Annotated in this window: 19 protein-coding genes and 1 riboswitch; of the genes, 16 read left to right on the top strand and 3 right to left on the bottom strand. The window is 35.4% G+C overall.

Going from position 1 to position 20,728, the window contains the following annotated elements; translation table 11 throughout:
• The first annotated feature begins 72 nt into the window (after positions 1-72).
• The 16 genes from zapA to ccpA all read left to right on the top strand — a co-directional run bounded on the left by zapA (position 73) and on the right by ccpA (position 15,463).
• Complete coding sequence (gene zapA, locus ACQV2S_RS04620; RefSeq protein WP_428872956.1) at positions 73-321, top strand: cell division protein ZapA; 249 nt, start codon at positions 73-75, stop codon at positions 319-321.
• Between the two features lie 72 nt (positions 322-393).
• Positions 394-933, top strand: a complete 540-nt coding sequence (locus ACQV2S_RS04615; protein WP_428872958.1) for a CvpA family protein — start codon at positions 394-396, stop codon at positions 931-933.
• Positions 934-963: 30 nt separating this feature from the next.
• Positions 964-3,321, top strand: coding sequence for an endonuclease MutS2 (locus ACQV2S_RS04610; RefSeq protein WP_428872960.1), 2,358 nt, complete (start codon positions 964-966; stop codon positions 3,319-3,321).
• A gap of 82 nt (positions 3,322-3,403) precedes the next feature.
• Positions 3,404-3,715: a thioredoxin gene (trxA, locus tag ACQV2S_RS04605; protein WP_428872961.1), complete on the top strand. Its 312-nt coding sequence runs from the start codon at positions 3,404-3,406 to the stop codon at positions 3,713-3,715.
• A 124-nt stretch (positions 3,716-3,839) separates the two neighbouring features.
• A complete protein-coding gene (ald, locus tag ACQV2S_RS04600) occupies positions 3,840-4,946 on the top strand; it encodes an alanine dehydrogenase (RefSeq protein ID WP_428872963.1) in 1,107 nt (368 codons plus the stop codon).
• A gap of 117 nt (positions 4,947-5,063) precedes the next feature.
• On the top strand, positions 5,064-5,957 hold the full coding sequence (locus ACQV2S_RS04595; protein ID WP_428872965.1) for a bifunctional hydroxymethylpyrimidine kinase/phosphomethylpyrimidine kinase: 894 nt from the start codon (positions 5,064-5,066) through the stop codon (positions 5,955-5,957).
• A 1-nt stretch (position 5,958) separates the two neighbouring features.
• Positions 5,959-7,707, top strand: coding sequence for a hypothetical protein (locus ACQV2S_RS04590; RefSeq protein ID WP_428872966.1), 1,749 nt, complete (start codon positions 5,959-5,961; stop codon positions 7,705-7,707).
• Positions 7,708-7,733: 26 nt separating this feature from the next.
• The gene (locus ACQV2S_RS04585) at positions 7,734-8,642 is read left to right on the top strand and encodes an ABC transporter ATP-binding protein (RefSeq protein WP_428872967.1); all 909 of its coding nucleotides are present in this window, start codon (positions 7,734-7,736) and stop codon (positions 8,640-8,642) included.
• On the top strand, positions 8,635-9,978 hold the full coding sequence (locus tag ACQV2S_RS04580) for an ABC transporter permease (protein ID WP_428872969.1): 1,344 nt from the start codon (positions 8,635-8,637) through the stop codon (positions 9,976-9,978). Before ACQV2S_RS04585 ends, ACQV2S_RS04580 begins: the two co-directional genes overlap by 8 nt.
• Positions 9,979-10,115: 137 nt before the next feature.
• On the top strand, positions 10,116-10,958 hold the full coding sequence (gene racE, locus ACQV2S_RS04575; RefSeq protein WP_428885085.1) for a glutamate racemase: 843 nt from the start codon (positions 10,116-10,118) through the stop codon (positions 10,956-10,958).
• Positions 10,939-11,535: an XTP/dITP diphosphatase gene (locus ACQV2S_RS04570; RefSeq protein ID WP_428872973.1), complete on the top strand. Its 597-nt coding sequence runs from the start codon at positions 10,939-10,941 to the stop codon at positions 11,533-11,535. Before racE ends, ACQV2S_RS04570 begins: the two co-directional genes overlap by 20 nt.
• A 2-nt stretch (positions 11,536-11,537) precedes the next feature.
• Positions 11,538-12,065, top strand: a complete 528-nt coding sequence (locus ACQV2S_RS04565) for a metallophosphoesterase (protein WP_428872975.1) — start codon at positions 11,538-11,540, stop codon at positions 12,063-12,065.
• Entirely contained in the window at positions 12,062-12,574 is a 513-nt protein-coding gene (gene cbpB, locus ACQV2S_RS04560; RefSeq protein WP_428874651.1) for a cyclic-di-AMP-binding protein CbpB, read from the top strand. Before ACQV2S_RS04565 ends, cbpB begins: the two co-directional genes overlap by 4 nt.
• A gap of 82 nt (positions 12,575-12,656) precedes the next feature.
• Positions 12,657-13,211, top strand: a complete 555-nt coding sequence (locus ACQV2S_RS04555; RefSeq protein WP_428872979.1) for a DUF948 domain-containing protein — start codon at positions 12,657-12,659, stop codon at positions 13,209-13,211.
• Between the two features lies 1 nt (position 13,212).
• Positions 13,213-13,647 (top strand): YtxH domain-containing protein, encoded by a 435-nt coding sequence (locus tag ACQV2S_RS04550; protein WP_428872980.1) that lies wholly within the window; start codon positions 13,213-13,215, stop codon positions 13,645-13,647.
• 811 nt (positions 13,648-14,458) lie between these two features.
• Positions 14,459-15,463, top strand: coding sequence for a catabolite control protein A (ccpA, locus tag ACQV2S_RS04545; RefSeq protein ID WP_428872981.1), 1,005 nt, complete (start codon positions 14,459-14,461; stop codon positions 15,461-15,463).
• 65 nt (positions 15,464-15,528) lie between these two features.
• Here the strand turns inward: ccpA and ACQV2S_RS04540 are convergent, their stop codons facing one another.
• From ACQV2S_RS04540 to ACQV2S_RS04530, 3 genes are all read right to left on the bottom strand, one after another.
• Positions 15,529-18,618, bottom strand: a complete 3,090-nt coding sequence (locus ACQV2S_RS04540) for a transglycosylase domain-containing protein (RefSeq protein WP_428885084.1) — start codon at positions 18,616-18,618, stop codon at positions 15,529-15,531.
• Positions 18,619-18,644: 26 nt separating this feature from the next.
• Positions 18,645-19,616 carry a rhodanese-related sulfurtransferase gene (locus ACQV2S_RS04535; protein ID WP_428874653.1) on the bottom strand — a complete coding sequence of 324 codons (972 nt, stop codon included), beginning with the start codon at positions 19,614-19,616 and terminating at the stop codon, positions 18,645-18,647.
• A 279-nt stretch (positions 19,617-19,895) separates the two neighbouring features.
• Positions 19,896-20,453, bottom strand: a complete 558-nt coding sequence (locus ACQV2S_RS04530) for a folate family ECF transporter S component (RefSeq protein ID WP_428872986.1) — start codon at positions 20,451-20,453, stop codon at positions 19,896-19,898.
• Between the two features lie 49 nt (positions 20,454-20,502).
• Positions 20,503-20,600, bottom strand: a riboswitch (THF riboswitch).
• Positions 20,601-20,728 lie beyond the last annotated feature (128 nt).

The raw sequence follows: 20,728 nt of genomic DNA, 5'->3' as shown, positions 1-20,728 counted from the left end.
GTATAGGAAAGGTGCATTATAGAGGGACTTTTGGTAAAATAGTGGGAGAATCAAGCTTAAAGAGGAGATTACATGGAAGAGAAGAACCGTTATAAGGCATTGATTGAAGGCAGAGTCTATACCATTGTGGGTCATCGTTCGAGAGAGCACATGGATGCAGTTGTTCAATTACTGACTCAACAATTACAACAATTAAAAGAACTTGATCCCAATTTGACTCAAGAAGATCGCGCTATTTTGATGGCAATTAATGCTATTTCAGACCAGATTACAAAAGAAGAAAAAATTGCAGCGCTAGAGAAAAGACTAGGCTTAGGCTAATTTTTAAAGAAATAGAATGATTATGAATTTTTTGAACAGGACTAATGAGGAAATCATTAGAGGGGGTACTTTATGTTAAGTGTTATTGTAATTTTAATTTTGGCCTTCGCCTTTTACTCTGGCTATCGGTCAGGAATGATTATGCAGATTGTAAGATTGTTAGGTTATATTATTACCTATATCATTGCTACACAATATTTTGATGTTTTGAGCAAGTGGGTGGAGATGATTATACCATTTCCAGCTGTCCAACCAGATAGTCAACTCGCTCTATATACGGAAGCTCAAACTTTTCTACTCGATCAAACTTTCTATAAATTGATTACTTTTCTAATTATCTGGTTAATCGGCTGGTTGTTAACGAATGTATTATCCATTTTATTTACCAAAGTAACTTATTATAGTGTTTTAAATATTAGTAATCGGTTAATTGGTGGTGTACTCAATTTCGCTGTTGTCTATTTTATCGTATTTATGGTTTTATACTTATTATCGTTAATTCCTATAGAATTTATCCAACAGCAATTTGTTAACAACCCATTGATTTTTAGAATGGTGGATTCCACGCCTATTTTGACCGACTTTGTAGGGAAGTTTGGCTTGGGATCCTAATGATTATTAATAGGAAAGGGGGAATCTTTGATGACTAATAGTAAAACTTTGGAGAAATTAGAGTATCATAAAATTATTCAGCAAGTCTCCCACTTTGCAAATACCGAGATGGCTAAATCTAAGATTCTCAAAATGCAGCCATCCACCGATTTGGAAACAATTCAAAAATGGCAAGAGGAAGTGGAAGAAAATTTAGCAATTCTTCAACAAGGTAAGAACATACCTATTCCTCGCTTAGTAGCGTTAAGTATGGCCTTTAGACGGCTGGAGATTTCAGCTGCTTTAAACCCTAAGGAGTTAGGACAAATTGGCCGCCTATTGACTACTACCAATCAAGTAACACAATTTTTTGCTGATTTAGAAGCTGAAGAAAAAATCTATCCTTCATTGAAGTATTGGGTGGATCAATGCGTGAGTCTTCCACAAGTTATCAAAGAAATACAATCAACGGTAAGTGATGAGGGGGCGGTTTTAAATTCCGCATCCACTCAATTGGCAGCTATTAGAAAAAATCAAAGTCAAACAGAAAATCAAATCCGCAACCAACTGAATCAATTACTAAAAACTAAAGGGAATCAGTTGAGCGATCGCTTAATAACTATCAGGAACGATCGTTATGTTCTACCCGTTAAGGCGGAGTATAAAGGTCAATTTGGTGGTACCATTCATGATCAGTCAGCAACTGGTCAGACAGTCTTTATGGAACCGAAGGTTGTTGTGGAGTTAAATAATCGCTTAGCCCAATTGGAGATAGATGAGCGTACCGAAATTGAAAGAATTCTTCTTGAAATATCTTTAATGATTGCGCCTTATGTTGAAGAAATTAAACATAATCAATCCATGATTGCCCAATTAGATTTTATTCAATCTAAAGCTGAGTATGCTAAAGCGATTAAGGCGACAAAGCCTGTTTTTTCAATTGATAACCAAGTAGCTCTATGGCAAGCCAGACATCCTTTAATTGATTCGGACGATATTGTAGCAAATGATATATTAATTGGTGAAAACTATCATATTCTCTTAATCACAGGTCCTAACACCGGTGGTAAGACGATTATTTTAAAAACGATTGGTCTCATTCAATTAATGGGACAATCAGGACTTCATGTTCCTTGCGATTCTGGTTCTCAATTAGGCGTTTTCCAATCGATTTATGCTGATATTGGAGATGAGCAGTCCATTGAGCAGTCTCTTTCTACCTTCTCCAGTCATATGACGAATATTGTGAATATAGTCGAAGAAGCAGACTATCAATCCCTCGTTTTATTTGATGAACTCGGTTCTGGAACTGATCCGCAAGAAGGTGCAGCCTTAGCTATTTCTATTTTAGATTATTTAAGGAAAGTAGGGGCTACTGTTTTAGCAACAACTCATTATCCGGAATTAAAAGTTTATGCCCATGAACGAGCAAAAACAATTAATGCCTCTATGGAATTTGATGTTCAGACCTTATCGCCAACTTATCGCTTAATGATAGGTGTACCTGGTCGGTCCAATGCTATTGAAATCTCAAGAAGATTAGGCTTGAGACAAGATATATTAGAGGGGGCTCAAGAAGGAATTTCACAAGATAGTCAATCTTTGAACGAAATGGTTGCTAAATTAGAGCGTGAAAGAAGAGAAAGTGAGCTAAAAAATAAAGAAGCTCAAGCTTTCTTAGAAAAAGCAGAACTCTTATGGCAAGATTTACGAACTGAATATGACCGCTATCTTGAGCAAAAGCATGACTTAGTTGAAAAAGCTAAGCGTCAGACTAATGAGAAAGTGGAACAAGCTCAAAAAGAGGCCGAAGAATTGCTGCAAGAAATTCGAGACTTACAGTTAGTCCAAGGACAAAATCAAACCATTAAAGAACATGTTTTAATCGACAAGAAAAAGGCTTTTGATCAATTAAAACAACCAGAAAACTTGAAAAAGAATAAAGTCTTAAAACGGGTTAAAAAGTCTAAAAAGATTCAGGTGGGCGATGATGTCGAGGTCTTATCCTATGGACAAAGAGGAACTGTGCTTGAACAAGTTGAAAAAAATGAGTATGTTGTTCAAATGGGCATTATTAAGATGAAGATTGCGGCTGACGAGCTAAAACCGATTGGTAAGGTTGAGCCTAAGCAGAAGGTTAATGTACAAAGGCAAGCTGGATCTAAGGTAAAAACGACTTTAGATATACGTGGTTTGAGGTACGAAGAAGCGATGAGTAAGTTGAAACAGTATTTAGACCAAGCTCTTCTATCCAACCATTCACTGGTCACCATTATCCATGGTAAGGGTACAGGAGCATTGAGACAGGGTGTCAAAGATCAATTAAGCAATCATCCTCATGTCGATCACTTCGAATACTCCCCACCAAACGCTGGAGGAGATGGTTCAACAAGGGTTTACTTCGATTAGTTAGTAAGCATATAAATAGTCAAAGACCTTTTTGATGTGCTAAGATACATCTATCAACGTGATTAGTGAAAGGGGCTTTAAGATGGTTAAGGCAATTACAGATTCAGAATTTCAAACGAAAACAGCACAAGGAGTAAGCATTGTAGATTTTTGGGCACCATGGTGTGGACCGTGTCGCATGCAATCTCCAATTATTGATGAATTATCAGAAGAGATGGAAGGACAAGTAAATTTCTTCAAGATGAATGTCGATGAAGAAACTAAAATAGCCGGTGAATTCGGTATTATGTCCATTCCAACCATGGTTATAAAAAAAGATGGACAGGTTGTAGAAAAACTTGTCGGTTTTCATGATAAAGATCGTTTGACTGAGGTGCTTAAAAAGCATATTTAGAATAACTAAGAAAAGGGCCCAACTTCAGAAGCTGGGCCCTTTAAATTTTAAGATATAATCATATAATTTATTTGTGATGAAAAGAGCATGTGGTATAATAAAAAAACAAAGGAGGGATTTATTAATGAAAATTGGAGTACCTAGAGAATTGAAAGCAAATGAAGATCGTGTAGGACTCACCCCTAATAATATTAAAGAACTTGTTTCAGCTGGAAATGAGATAATTGTTGAAAAAGAGGCTGGATTGGGTTCAGGGTTTACTGATCATGAATATATTGATGCTGGAGCAAGTATCGTTGAAACAGCTGCAGAAGTTTGGAAAGCAGAAATGGTTATTAAAGTGAAAGAGCCAGTTAAAGAGGAATATGACTATTTTTATGAAGGACTCATTCTATTTACCTATTTACATCTTGCTCCTGAACTAGAATTAACACAAGCCTTGCTCGATAAGGGTGTGATTGGAGTAGCCTATGAAACGGTTGCCGATAAGGGGACACTTCCTTTATTAACACCCATGTCTGAAGTAGCCGGTCGAATGGCTGTTCAAATCGGAGCGCGTTTATTAGAAAAGAACCACGGTGGTCCAGGTATTTTATTTGGTGGTGTACCAGGTGTTCGTCGTGCCAATGTGACAGTGATTGGTGGAGGGGTTGTCGGTTTTAATACCGCTAAATTGGCTTACGGTTTAGGTGCTAATGTGACAATTCTTGATATTAATCCACAACGTTTGGCTGAGATTGAAAATATTCTTGGTAATGGTGTACAGACATTGATGTCGAATGAAACAAACATTCATAAAGCTGTGATCGATTCAGACGTAGTTGTCGGATCAGTTTTAATAGCTGGACGCCGTGCACCAGTTCTTGTTAAAGAAGAAACTATTCAAGAAATGAGACCAGGTTCCGTTTTAATTGATATTGCAGTTGACCAAGGTGGAAACTTTGAGACAACTAAACCAACTACTCATAAGGAACCGATTTTCCTTAAACATGATATTATTCATTATGCAGTGGCTAATATTCCAGGAGCTGTCCCAAGAACTTCCACCATTGCTTTGACCAATGCTACTTTACAATATGCTAAAGAAATTGCTAGGGCAGGCATTAAAGAAGCTGCCAAGCAAAATGATGCGATTTTATTAGGTATCAATACTTATCTTGGACATCTAACATCCATTGCCGTGGCTGAATCGCAAGACAGAGAGTTTTTTGATATTGAAACAGTTTTATAAACAAGATAAACCACTCACCCTAGCAGAGACAATGTCTCTGCTATTTTTTTAGTATGAATTATCTTTATTTATTTGCTTAAAAGAGGTACTATGATTATATAAATGTAGGGGGTTCTTATGTTTTCACTTAATCGCAATAATTATTCAAATACTATTTTAGTTGTTAATGATATTCCTGGTGCCGGAAGAGTAGCGGGTTCAATTAATTTGCCAGTTTTAGCTGCTGCCCAATTAGAAGCTACTATTTTGCCAACTTTAATCCTTTCTTCGCATGCTGGAGAAAAAGGGGATTTAGTTCGTTATTCCATGGGAAATGCTTATCAAGAAATGCTGCACCATTGGCAGCAAGTTGACTATCATTTTGATGCAATTTTAACGGGTTATTTTGCTGATACTCAGCAGATAGATGATTTGAAAACCTATCTTTTAAAAGAAAAAGAAATCAATCCAAACATTGCATTATATATGGATCCGATTATGGGGGACCATGGTCAGTTCTATGCTGGTTTTGATCAAGACGTCGCTCATCATTTGCGTGAATTAATACCGTATGCAGAATTAGTCATGCCCAATCTAACAGAAGCTTGTTTGATTTTAGGACGAGACTACAAAGAGGACTTCAGATTAAATGAGATTGCTGATATCGCCGATGAATTATTAACTTTAGGTTGTAAAAATGTCATTATTACAGGAGCTAAAGATGATCGAAGTGATAATAATCGCTTAGGTTTCTACTATGCCAGCCAATCGGGTGAAAAAGGACTTGTAGTTCACGAGTATTTTGATGGTTACATATTTGGAACTGGAGACACTGTTGCTTCAATCATTACTGCCAGTCGAATCGCTGGTGACAGCTTGAAAGACTCTGTTAGATTGACAGCAGATATTATTGAGAAAATGATTCCTTTTTCTATTAGTCAAAATGAAAGTAATGTGGGTCCTATTCATTTTGAGCCTTTTATAAAAGAAATTTCTACATATTTCAGTCAGAAAAAAGAAAGTGGGTTTTAAATTGATTATTAAAGATGTGACACCTGAAAAAACGATTAATAAAAAAGCCAACAAGCGTTCATTTAATCCAAACTATTTGTATGTATTATTAGCATTGGCTATCTTTGTTTATTATTATCTCACACTACCACCTATCCATTACGCTTCTTATCAAAGCTGGTTTTTTCTTCTATTAATTGTGGCCGGTGTTTTTGCCATCGAATTGATTAAAGATTCCAATCAGTGGTTCAAGCAGATCAAGAATAATCCTAATCAAGTTACTGAGATTAAATTCGGCAAATTGCCAAAGAAATACCGCTTGTTCTATTGGCCGGTTGTTATTGTCTTATTAGTAGGATTAATTGGGAAGTTTGTTTTTTCTCCTTTCTTTATGGCAAAAGATTATGGTCAAATGATCTCACCAGTCAATAAAGATTTCGAGACCACTTTTCCTGAAGTTAATATTGATAATGTGCCATTAGTGGATCGAGATACAGCAGTGCGCCTTGGAGATCGCTATTTAGGAGCTTTAACTGAGCTTGTTTCTCAATTTGAAGTATCGGATGAATATACCCAAATCAATATTGAAGCAGAACCCTACCGGGTAACTCCTTTGAAGTATGCAGGACTGTTTAAGTGGTTAAACAACTTTTCAGAAGGAATCCCACATTATCTTCAAGTTGATAATGTTACTGGAAAAGTGGAAGTAAAAACACCTGAAAAACCGATTAGATATTCTTATTCAGATCATTTCGGTCGGAATATTTCTAGACATTTAAGATTCAATTATCCATTCAGTATTTTTGAAAGCCCTGACTTTGAAATCGATGATGAGGGCAATCCTTATTATATAGCTACTAGCTATGGACGAAATTTCTTTCTTAATGAGCCAGAACCTAATGGTTTAATTATTGTTAATGCGATGACAGGAGAACACCAAAAATACTCCATGGATGAGATCCCATCTTGGGTAGACCGCGTTTATTCTGCTGACTTAATCATGCACCAGTTAGACCAAAACGGTAAATTTAAAAATGGTTTTTGGAACTCAGTTTTTGCCAAAGAAGGCGTAACAGAAACCTCCAAAGGTTATAATTATCTACCAATGAATGATGATATTTACCTCTATACTGGTATCACTTCTGTTGTATCAGATGAATCAAACATTGGCTTTGTATTAGTTAATCTAAGAACCAAAGAAGCTACTATGTACAATTTATCTGCTGCCGAAGAGTTCTCTGCTATGGCTTCAGCTGAAGGGTCTGTTCAAGAAAAAGGATATATTGCAACATTCCCTCTCTTGATTAACTTACAAGGCAATCCTATGTATATTTTAACTTTAAAAGACTCTTCCGGTCTTATTAAAAATTATAGCTTAGTAGATGTTCAAGATTATCAGAAAGTCTACATTGCTAGCAATATGACTCAGCTTATCCAAAAGTATGGGGAAGATAATCCTGTGGTTTTAGAGGCAATCAATGAGGACACATTAGAAAAAGTAACCGGAAAAGTTGAAAAAATCCAAGCTGTTATAAAAGAGGGGGAAACTTTCTATTATTTCATGTTAGATGGTAATGTTTATCAAGTGCCTGCAAAATTGAATGATTACCTACCATTTGTAGAAGAAGGACAAACAATCACGCTTAAATTAGATGATCGATCAAACATTCATTTAGTCGATTTGACGGAAATATTTGGCGACAAAGCGGCTCAAGAAGAAGTGATTCCAACCAGTGAAGATACTGATCCGCTGCTAGACAATGTGGAATAATCATAAAAAGTTAAGAGGAGGATATAATGTTAGAAGTAAAAAACCTATCCAAGAAATTTGGTAGTTTTCAAGCTGTAAAGAATGTTTCTTTTGACATTGAATCGGGAACGATTATGGGATTTATTGGTCCAAATGGATCAGGGAAAACAACTGTTTTTCGAATGATTTTAGATTTCTTAAATCCTGAACCTGGGGGACTAGTTACTTGGAATCAAAAGCCGATTAATAATCAATTATATGATTTAGTTGGTTACTTACCAGAAGAACGTGGTCTTTATGAAAAGATGACTATTGAAGAACAAATTGTCTATTTCGCTAGCCTTAGAGGAATGAAATACCTTGATATTATCACTCAAATAGATGAATGGATGGATAAATTTGCCGTAAAAGGTAAACGAAAAGATAAGATTAATACGCTTTCTAAAGGAAACCAGCAAAAAATACAATTGATTGCTACATTAATCCATCGACCTAAATTAGTTATTTTAGATGAGCCATTCTCTGGCCTAGATCCAGTCAATGCTGACCTTTTAAAACAAGGCATCTTAGAATTAAAAGAAGGTGGATCGAGCATTATCTTTTCTAGTCATAATATGGAAAATGTGTCACAAATATGTGATAAGTTAGCCATGATTCTTGATGGTGAGCAAGTTCTTTACGGTTCGATTAATGAAGTTAGAGAACAGTTTGGACGTATTCGCATTTATATTGAAAGTAAAAAGTGGAATGAAGCTAGCCTGCTAGAAATTGAAGGGGTAGATTCGGTAGTTCGTACCAGCCCTGATCATTACACCTTAAATCTTAGCGATGAATCATTTGGTCCTAGCATCTTCCAAACAATCACTCAAGGACAATTTATCCCAATGTTCTCTCAACAACCACCGACCTTAGAGGAAATATTTAAGTTGAAAGTAGGTGACCGAATTCATGAATAAAATGTGGCTTGTAGCAAAAGAGGTTTATCGGAAAAATGTGAAGTCTTGGGCTTTTTTCTGGATGATAGCAGGCCCCATTATTATGGGGTTGGTTATTTTAGCAATCGGTTATTTTATTTATCTTGACCAATCCAGCTCTTCAGTCGGCAATGTTGGAATTGTATCTGAAAATGCAGAGATTAATCAATTGATTGCTGCAATAGAAGATGAAAATGACTACCAATTTGACTTAAATGAAAAGCAAGCTGAAGAAGCCTTATTTGCAGAAGAAATTGATGGTTATTTAGTTGTTGAAGGCGAAAATGTAGATCTTAATGCTAAGTTCTATCGCCATAATTCAGGCAAGAATATTGCCACTTATAATATCGAAGAAGTACTTTCAGAATATCGCATTCAAAAACAAGCAGAAGCATTTAATTTAAAACAAGAAGAAGTGAATCAATTAAAAGATAGTGCTGTTGACATTGAAACTATTCGCATCCAACCAGACGATGATGGCGCTGTTACAGAGGTTTCAGAAAATGATCCAGTAACTGCCGCTAAAATTGGAGTGGCTTATGTAGTGTGTTTTGTGGTTTTAATGTTTATTATGAGTTACGTATCCATAGTCTCTCAAGAAATTGCGGCAGAGAAGGGCTCTAAAATCATGGAAATTATTCTTTCCAGTATCACCGCTACCCAGCATTTTTTAGGTAAGCTGATTGGAGTGGGCTTGGTAATTCTTACTCAATTAGTCATATATGGTATACTAGGAGTTATTATTTCCTATGTATCCGGCTTAGTATTAGCCCAATTTTTTGTAAACTCATCTGAAAATATGGAAAATATTCAAGCTGGCACACAAGCCATGAGCGAAAGTTTTGATCCGGCCATAATCAGCGATTATATTTCACAAGCTAGACCGGTGATATTATATGGAATATTGTTTGCTGTTATAGGAATGGCAATTTATTCAATACTTGCAGCTTTCTTAGGTTCATTAGTTTCTAAAACTGAAGACGTCAATAAAATGATCACCCCAATCACCTTATTAGCAGTAGCAGGCTTTTATATTGCCTTATACGGTATGCAGTCACCTAACTCAGCCATTGTTCGTTTAGGCTCTTATTTCCCATTATTTACGCCTTTTATTATGCCTTTCCGTTTGGCTAATGACACAGTTGCCACTAGTGAAATATGGTTATCGGTATTAGTTGCGATTGTTTTCTTAGCCTTATCGATTTGGTTATCGGTTGTGTTCTATAAATCAAATGTTCTAGTTTATAGTGAAAAAGGATTAATTGGTAGTTTTAAAAAGTCCTTTGCTATATGGAAAAACGAGAAAAAAGTTAATTAATTTTAAAACAAGGCCTTGCAAACAACTTCAGTAGGTTGTTAATTAAGGGCCTTGTTTTTTAGTAAATAACAAGATGACTTCCATTCTTTTTTTGCATAGATATGTTAAAATAATAATTGTGAAGTGAGGAGAATTTTATGAAAGACTTACCCATCGGTTTTATTGATTCTGGATTCGGCGGATTAACAGTTGTTAAACAGAGTTTAAAACAACTTCCTAATGAATCCGTTCTTTTTATTGGTGATAATGCTCGTTGTCCATATGGTCCGCGTCCGTTAAATGAAGTTAAGAAGTATATTTGGCAACTCAGCAATTTCTTGCGTGAAAAAGGCATTAAAATGCTTGTGATTGCTTGTAATACTGGGACTGCTGCAGCTTTAGAAGATTTGAAGCGAACTTTACCCATACCTGTTGTTGGCGTAATTGAACCCGGTAGTCGAGCTGCCATTATCCAAACTAATAATAAAAAAATCGGTGTGATTGGAACAATCGGAACTATTCAGAGTAAAATTTATGAAAAAACGATTATCAATAAAAAAAATGATGTGGTCGTAGAAGGACTTGCATGTCCGTTTTTTGTTGAAATGGTAGAGACTGGCCAAATTTATAGTAGCCAAGCTAAAGAAAAAGTGTCGCAAGAACTTTCCCCGCTATTAAAAAAAGAAATTGACACATTAGTACTTGGTTGTACCCACTATCCAATCATGCGCGGTTTAATTCAAGAAGTAGTTGGTCCTAAGGTTCATCTGATTGATTCAGGAGTTGAAACAATTAATGATGTTAGTATGCTGTTGGATTATTTTAACTTAAGTCGAACAGCAAATGATGCCTTACAACAATCTCCTACACAAACTTTCTATACAACAGGAGACATCGAACACTTTGATCGAATGGCTAGCGACTGGCTAGCTCGAAAAGATCTTGATGTCAGAAAATGTGAAATTAAAGGAGAAGTAATTTATGAAACTGATTATAGCTAGTCATAATCCAGGAAAAATAGCAGAGTTTAAAGCTCTTTTTGAAGCTTTTGATTTACAAGTTCAATCTTTGCTTGATTATCCTGAAATTCCAGAAGTAGAAGAAACAGGTACAACATTTGAGGAGAATGCACGTTTAAAAGCAGAAACAATCGCTAAGGAAATGAACTGCTTAGCCCTATCAGATGATTCAGGCTTATGTGTTCCAGCACTGAATAATGAGCCGGGTGTCTATTCGGCTCGCTATGCTGGAGAAGAAAAAAATGACGAAAGAAACCGTTTGAAACTTTTAGAAAATTTGAAAGAATTTAACGGTGATCAACGAAAAGCCTATTTCACAACTGTTATCGTATTAGCAGATCCACAAAAAGATTCATTAGTTGTTGAAGGTAATGTAGAAGGAATCATTACCAAAGAGCCTATCGGTGAGGGTGGCTTTGGTTATGATTCACTATTTTACTATCCTCAAGATCAACAAACCTTTGCTCAAATCTCTGCGGAACGTAAGAACCAAATTTCTCACAGAGGCCAAGCAGTGGAGAAGTTAAAAGAAAAACTAAATGATTGGTTGGAGGGATAGAGATGAAATTGTTAGTATTAAGTGACAATCATGGAAATTACTCTATTGTAAAAAACATTATTCAGCAGTTTAGGGATAAAGTAGATTATATTATTCATTGTGGTGATTCAGAATTTTCATTTGATGATCCTATTTGGCAGGCTGTCGATGTTAAAGTAGCAGGAAATATGGATTTTTCTCCAGGCTATCCATCTAGCGAAATTTTATCGACCCCTAAGGGAAAAATTTTGATTACTCATGGCCATTTGTATCAAGTAAATCAAGGAAACATTAATCTTTTAGAATTAGCTTTACAAAAGAATGCCAAATATGTTTTCCACGGCCATACACATCGCCTATATGCTGAAATGAAGCGAGGAATCTTATTTATGAACCCTGGTTCCATTGCAAAAGCAAGGGGCGAAATTCAAGAAAAAACATTTTCTATAGTTGAAATTTCCGATGACTTTATTAAGGTTGATTATTATAATTCACATGCAATACAGTTAGAAGATTTGTCTTATTATTTTAAACTAGATGGAGCTGATTGATCTTGATAGATCCTAACTTATCAAAAAATATTGTTGAAAATCTAAAAGAAGTTATTATCCCGGCTGATAATGTAGTCTATCTTTATGACTTTAATTCATTAATTCACGGCTTATTAGTCCTTAATCAAGTCGACTATTCAATGATTCCTGTGGTCAATCAAAATGGTCAAATAGTGGGCTTAGTAAGTATTAACATGATTGTTAAAGAAGCTATTACTTTAGAAGACATAGACTTTGACAACCTTAATTATAAATTAATTAAGCATTTAGACTTAAGGAAACCAGAATTTATAACAATGAACGAAAAGCTCGAATCAATTTTGCATAAACTGGTAGATAATAATTTTTTATGTGTGGTTGAAAACCATATAGAAAAGAAATTCATTGGTATTATTACTCGAAATATGATTTTAAAACGAATAAATGCTTTCTTGCATCGTACAAGTTTAAAAGAGTTAAGGGTTTCAAACTTCCAACAAGGGCGTGAGAAAAAATTAATAAATAAATAGCTCATTTCTAAGCCCTTATCTTTGAGTTAAATGCGCTTTCATGATATATTTAAGCTAGTAACTTAGCAAAGGAGGATTAGATATGACAATTGGTCAAATTGCAGCCATGATTGCAGCTTTAGCCTTTGCAATTCTCGTTGTATTCTTATCGATGACCTTGATGAAAATTGGTGAAATTCTGACAAATCTGAAGGAAACGGTGAGCAAATTAAATAATACCATTGATGTGGTGACTAAAGATGTTGACCATCTATCAATTGAGGTAGAAGGTTTACTGAACAAGTCAAATACACTTGTAGATGATTTAAATGCTAAATTAGGAAAAACCGATCCGTTATTTACTGCTATCGGTGATGTCGGAACATCCGTTTCAGAATTAAATGACTCGACTAAAGAAATGACATCGAACTTTGTTTCAAATATGCTTAAGAAAAACAAGAAAAAATCACCAATTGATTCAATTCAAAAAGCATCGCGAATGGTAAATCGTTTCAAAGTGAAGCCACAAGCCAAAAATTCAGAGATTTTGGCTAAGGATCCAGCTAAACAGGAAAAGAGAAGCTTAGATTCCTTTATTCAAGGAAAACCTTCTAAAACAGCTGGTGAGATTTCAATTAATTTAAAGGAGGCAAAATAATATGAAAAATAATGATGGATTTTTAGCGGGAGCTTTATTAGGCGCTCTTATTGGAGGGGCAGCTGCTCTTTTATATGCTCCTAAATCAGGTAGAGAGTTACGTGAAGATTTAAATGAAGAATTAGATTATTGGATTGATCGGGCTAATGATTATACAGACTATGCCGTGGAAAGAGGTGTAGAGATGTATGACGCAGCTTCTGATGCGAGTGAAGATTTCCGTGTAAATCTTAAAACTTCAGCTGATCATATTAAACGTTCTGCTGAAGAATTAAAGAAAGAAGCAAGCAAAGAATGGGATCATGTAAAAGAAGACCTCAGTCAATCTAAAGACATCTTGAGTGCCAAAATTGAAGATATTGAAGTTGATACAAAAGAAGAACTAAAAGATGTGAAAAAAGAAGTCGAGAAGCAAACAGATGAACTACTAAAATAAATTTAGAGGCTGGACAAAAGGCCTCTTCACCCGCTACATAAAACGCAGCGAGCTTAGAATGGAAAGGTGTTTTTCGTTCTAAGCTCGCTGCTTTGCATATTTGCTTGATTATTGGCCATTAATACCAGTCTTACAATAGTCTTCACCTTATCTCTAAGGCGAAGAAGGAGCTTAAATTTGTCTTTACATGATCGAATACAGACTCTACAGCAATTCTTCGTTGACTGTAGAGTGTCTTTCCTTCGTCAGATAAGAGCTTGGCTCGTTCGTTAAACTTGAGTGATTCATAAGACGGTTTGTAGTAGATTGCTTTTTGAGGTGCCGTGTCTGTCTCCTTCGGTCGGTAAACATCGCTCGTACTTTCATAATCATTGCGTATTTTAAAAATCTTGAATGCTATTAATAATAACTACTTCCTTTAAGCAGTATGATGGTCTGTCATTGCGCTCGATTCGGCGATTCCCATAAATTAAAAGCTCCGATGATGTTTCTTCGTTTCTTCTTTCTCGAATAGATTATATCTGATAAGGTGCTTATTCCCATGGTAGGTTAATTAAGTTAAATTTTCCTCACTGCCATATTTGGTGTCACCGACCATCCAAAAAGTTGAAGGGTAAACTGCTCTACAAATGAAATCAGTGTTAACCTATCTTTTGGTTTGGAGAAGACAGCAAACACCCTCTAATGAGCGAGTTCATTATTTATGAAAAAACTGTGAAAACTTGAGAATAAAGCTAGAAAACGCTTGCACTATCTGTCTGCTTATGTTAAATTACAAAGAGTAAATTAAAAATTTGAAAGAAGGGTAGGCATGGAAAAGCAAACAATTACAATATATGATGTAGCTCGTGAAGCTGGCGTATCAATGGCCACCGTATCTCGAGTTGTAAATGGTAATCCAAATGTAAAGCCAAGTACTAGAAAAAAAGTCTCAGAAGTTATAGAACGTTTAGATTATAGACCTAATGCTGTAGCAAGAGGACTAGCCAGTAAAAAAACAACCACAGTAGGCGTTATTATTCCTAACATTACTAATATCTTCTTTTCGGCATTGGCACGCGGAATTGATGATATAGCAGCTATGTACAAATATGACATTATTTTAGCAAATGCCGACGAAAGTGTCGACAAAGAAATTAATGTTTTTAATAATTTATTAGCTAAACAAGTAGATGGTATTATCTATATGGGTTATAATGTCGGCGAAGAACTTAAGTCATTAATTAAAACTTCAAGAACACCTGTAGTTATTGCGGGTATGATTAGTGAAGATCCTGATCTCTATACAGTATCAATTGATATTCGATTAGCAATAGAAGAAATGACAGATTTCTTACTTCAAAAGGGTAACAGACCAGCTATTATCACCGATTCAGAAAAGTATTATGTCAATCGAGTGCATCGGATTCCTGGTTATAAATCAGCATTGGCTAAGCATAATATAGCGGTAGATGAAGATTTGATTATCCAAAGTGACTTTACTGATGATGAAGGAGATATAATTGTAGATCAATTATTAGCTGCTAAAGCTACCGGAGTTATCGCTACTAAAGATTTCTTAGCAGTAGCCATTTTAAATGCCCTAACTGATCGAAATATTAAAGTACCTGAAGACTTTCAAGTACTTACTAGTAAAAACTCAGTCCTTACAAAATATTCGCGTCCTCAACTATCATCTTTACAATATCCTTTATATGATGTTGGAGCGGTAGCAATGCGCTTGCTAACGAAAATTATGAATGATGAGGGTATCGAGCAGCGTCAAATCATTCTTCCCCATAAATTAGTACACCGTGGTTCAACACTGAGTGAATAAAAACATTAAAAAGCTATGAGATTTTAACTCATAGCTTTTTATTATAGAGCCTTTATTTTGCAAAATTATTCATAATATACTTCTTCAGTAACAGTCTCGCTATTTTCTGGTTGCGCCGGTATTAGATTACCATTTTCATCTGTGCTTTCAGAACGAGACTCATCATCCTCATCCGTTGTTTCTTCAGCAGAGGTCGTTGATGTTGTCTTTTCCTCAATAGATTCCATATAAGCATTCCAAAAACGTGCAGTATCTTGATCACTAGCGTTAAACATGAAGTTATAAGAGAGTGGAGCAGCAGGATTTGAATTTTTAAACAAATCTTGTTTAATAGGGCCATTTAGACTAGCAATTCGGTTATTATAGGTAATGTTTCCAGGTAAAGTTCCTGTCATTGCTACAATATTTTGGCTAACAACAGAAGCGGGTTGTGCAAAGACTTCATTAGATCCAAAAATATCAGGTCGAACTCTGAATAAGGCGTTGGCGATATTAGCCCAGTATATTTGTGAACGAACCGATTCATTGCCAAGTCCATCATCTGGGTTAACAAAGTATTCATAATATTGTGAATCATAGCCAGCCCATGTACCAATGGTAACAGAAGGAGTAGAGGCAATAAACCATAGATCTTTAGCATTCTCACTAGTTCCGGATTTGGCAATCCAGTCTCCTGGAACTTGCAGATTAGCTTTGGCATATTGTCCTGAACCGAATTCGGTTGTATCCCTTAAAATATCTACCATTAAGTAGTTTGTATCCTCACTAAATACTTTTTGTGGCTCTACTTCTTGTTCAAATACAGTATTTCCAAATGAATCGACAATCTTACTGATAATATGCCCTTGAATATAATAACCATTATTGGCAAAAGTTGAAAAAGCAGATGTTTGTTCAAAAACAGTCGGTCCGGTATTCACTCCACCAATGGAAAAGGCTAGGTTGTATGTTTCTTCTTGATCATATGCAAAGCCATCTTTAAAGCCCATGAGTTCAAGATAATCATAGACTGGTACGTTTTGCTGTATAAGCCCTTGATAAATTCGAATAGTTGGTAAATTCAGTGACTTAGCTAATGATTCTCTGACAGAGATAAACTTATTAGAAATTGATTCGCCGTAGTTGGTCGGTTTCCACTCAGTTCCATCGGGATAAGTTTCTACAAATGGTGTATCGGGTACAATTGTGGCAGGAGCAATAAGATTATTCTCAATTGCTGGTGCATAGACTGCAAGTGGTTTGATGGTTGAACCAGGAGAGCGGCGAGTGGCAAAGGCATGGTCAATTTGATTATTATCATAATCGGTCCCAGCCACAAAGCCCAGTACTTTTCCACTAGTGTTTTCAATCACCACAACACCAGTTTGAATATTTTCAACATAATAGATTTCTTCACCGGTACTAGGATCTGTATAAACCCCATCATAGCTTACTCCTAATGAGTCTACGTTTTCTTTAGCAGTTTCTTGTAATTGATCATAAATTTCTTTATCAATAGTTGAATATACTTTGTAGCCCCCGGTACGCAGCTGGTTTTCTGCTTCAGAATAATATTGATTATACCATTCAATGTCTTGTAAAACATCGCTCATCTGATTTCCATCGTCATTGACATTAATTTCCATTAATTTCTTAATGGCTTCATTCATGACGGTTTGATACAGGTAGGATTGGCGTTCGATTGGACGATTTTCAGGTTTAATAAAATCTTTACTAATATCATAATCAATCGCAGTTTCGTATTCTTCTTTAGTAATAGCCTTGTTACGATACATACTGAATAGCACAGCTTTCATTCGATTGATACCAGGATTGAAATCCTCTCTAAGTGAACTGTTATAGTTATAAGGAGTATAGCTATAAGGATCTTGAGGCAAACCAACTAAAAAGGCAGCTTGAGCTAAATTAACTTCATTTGGTTCTTTGCCAAAAATGCCTTCAGAAGCTTCACGAATTCCCGCAATATTATCTCCTTCATTATTACGGCCAAAAGGAGAAACATTGAGATAAGCGTTTAATATTTCGTCTTTGGTAAAATATTTTTCAACTCTTAAGGCCAAGAGAATTTCGTTAGCCTTTCTAAAGAAAGTAACATCATTTGTTAATAACTGCTGCTTAACTAATTGCTGAGTTAATGTTGATCCTCCAGTACCAGACCCGGTAATAAGCGTTTGAAGCACTGCTCTAAGTGTTGATTTAGGGTTAACACCGTAATGCTCATAAAAAGCTTGATCTTCAATGGAAATTAAACCTTCTTTAATATAGGGTGAAATATCTTCTAAATTAGTAACAGATCTAACGACGTCCGATCTTATATCAGCAATAAGGTCGCCAGAGTCATAATATAAACTAGATTGTTGTTCGACTTGATTAATAGCTTCAGCCATCTCTTGTTTACTTGGTGGAGTCGTATCAGATACTAATGAAGTGAAGTAGCCTAATCCAACACCTGATAAGAGAAAGCCAAAAAGAAGACCCACAACTACAAAGTAGATGAATAGACGTCTAAATACATTAAAGATAATCGAAAGGACTAAGGAAATTTTTGAAAACCGGTCAAGCCCTTCCAAAGATAGTTGACTACGCACTTCTTTTTTTCTTTTTCTTCTTTTATCAAGGTAAGTCTGAAAAAGATTTTTATCCGTTGAGTGGTTGTCACTTTCACTTTCAGTTTTTTGATTTGACTTCTGTTGAGGTCTGTTTGATTCTATAGCGTCTCGACTGAACTTACTAGAATTATTACTGCTAGTATGATTAATAGTCTTATTTTCTAGCTTTAAATCAGTGTCAGTTTCAGTTTTTTTAATAACTTTCTTCTCTGAGCGATCTTTTTTAATCGATTTATTGTGTAAATTGCTTACTGACTCACCTATAGGAGTTTCTTTTTTGACTTTAAGCGATTGATAATGATTAGAAGAAAACTGTCTTCTATCCTCATTTGACTGAGGAATAGCCTTATCAAAATTATTAAAGCTCTTATTTTCAAGTTCACTAATTCTTTTCAATCTTCTTGCTCGAGCTTCTTCGCTATTAACATAGTTAGAAGATTTCTGGTTGATTAATCTTTGCCGCCTTTGATTGAGATTTGGCTTACTATCTTTTAAATGATGACCCTCCAAAGGTGGCAGATGATTCTTGCTTTCTTTATTAGTCATTTCATTATCCCCTTTATCGGCTTAAATTATGCAGAATGTGTTTTACTTAAGCTTTCTCCAATTGCATTTAATCTTTCTTCCCATTCTTCTGTGGAAAAGTTATGTTCAGCGACATAGCGGTTTCGAGGATGACGACGACAGGCCTCACTACATCCACGTAAATACTTATCTTCATTTGCTTTAGAAGTTAATATTTGTTCATTACATTCTGGGTTTGCACAATTTACGTATCTTTCACATGGTGTTCCATCAAAATAATCTTTTCCGACTACTGTAGGATTTACTTGATTAACTGGGACAGCAATGCGTTCATCGAAAACATACATCTTACCTTCCCAAAGCTCACCTTTAGTTTCAGGGTCTTTTCCATAAGTATCAATACCACCATGTAATTGCCCAACATCTTTAAAACCTTCTTTAAGTAACCAACCTGAGAATTTCTCGCAGCGGATACCACCTGTGCAATAGACAACAACGCGTTTGTCCATAAATTTTTCTTTGTTTTCTTTCACCCAGTCAGGAAGTTCACGGAAATTACGAATTTCAGGACGGATCGCACCCTTAAAATGACCTAAATCATACTCATAGTCATTACGAGTGTCAAGAACAACTGTATCCTTGTCAAGTAGAGCATCTTTAAATTCTTTAGGGGATAGATATTGTCCTGTAATTTCATGTGGATCAATATCATCATCTAAGTTTAAAGCTACAATTTCTTCACGCGTTCTCACAGACATCTTTTTATGCGCATAATCATCAGCAAGATCTTGTTTAAACCATAAATCTTCAAAACCTTCTAGTGAATGAACATAGTCCATATACTTTTGTGTTTGATCTAGGGTGCCTGAAACGGTTCCGTTTATTCCTTCTTCACCGACTAATACGCGCCCCTTTAAACCGATACGACGGCAAAACTCTAAGTGTTCTTTGGCAAATAACTCAGGGTCTTCAATTCTTTGATATTTGTAATATAACAATACACGATAATTTTTCTTCATAGTATACCTCCTGTAGTTGCAAGCTACATTTATTTTCATATCTTCATATTATACGTAAATATAGTAAATGTCACAAGTTTTTACAATTTTTAATCTGATTGTTAAATAAGTTTACTAGTATTTTTTGATTTTTTGAGTGAAGTTTATAATATTTAGTACAGTAAATTTTCGTTAATAAAAAGGGCAGAAGCTTAAACTTCTGCCCTTTTTATTAATTTTATAAGATAATTCATAAATAGTAAGTAGTGCGTTACCTACCTAAAAGAGCTACCATAAAGTTTAAAATTGGAATTTTTTGATTAAACGATCAATTACAGGCAATTTTAGGATAATCACTAAAATAATTGTGTTCAATGGAAGAGAGACAGCGTTTTTAGCGATACGAATTGGCATGAATGCTGCCCAAGCTTTACCTTGCATCATTTTAATCCATAGAGATCCAAATCCTAAGTTTACAATAAAGGTTACTAAAACAACTGCTATAAGAATATTTTTCCAATTACGTTCTTTACGCCACAAAAACCAACCATAAATGAAACCAGCTAAACCGGCACTAAAGGTATAACCGAAGAAGAAGCTATAGCCATTTAGAAGAGCAGTGATAATGTCATTAGCTACCGATATAACGATAGCCCACCATGGACCAATTATAGCGCTGGAAATAGCAGTACCAATAAAGCCAACTCCAATTTGGGCAATTTCACCTACTCTAAACGCTGGTATATAAGCTAACATAATACGAAACGCTAATAATAAAGCCATGGTAGTTAATTGTAGGGTGGTTAGTTTTCCTTTATTACCATATGAAATAATACGACGGGAATCAGGTTTTTGCATAAAAAATACGCTCCTTTTTTTGACAAGAGAGCGCTACAAATAATATTAATGCAGCGAATGCAAAGATAGTATCGCAAGAATAAATTCTTTTCGTTTGTTGGCCACATCCCATCCAACAACACTTGACGTTCTATCTTTTACTCTGTCTAATGATATACATCAGTGTAACTTACTTTCAAAGAAATTGGAAGGGAAAATCGTTTAGGAGGACTTGTGGTATTCTAGAGTTGTCAAACATATGTTACACAAGGTGCTTCTAAATGGGCATGCTTATG

The organism is Facklamia sp. P13064 (assembly GCF_050409425.1).
GTDB lineage: Bacteria > Bacillota > Bacilli > Lactobacillales > Aerococcaceae > Facklamia.
The sequence above is the reverse complement of the archived record's forward strand: the minus strand, read 5'-3'. Positions and strand labels throughout refer to the sequence as shown.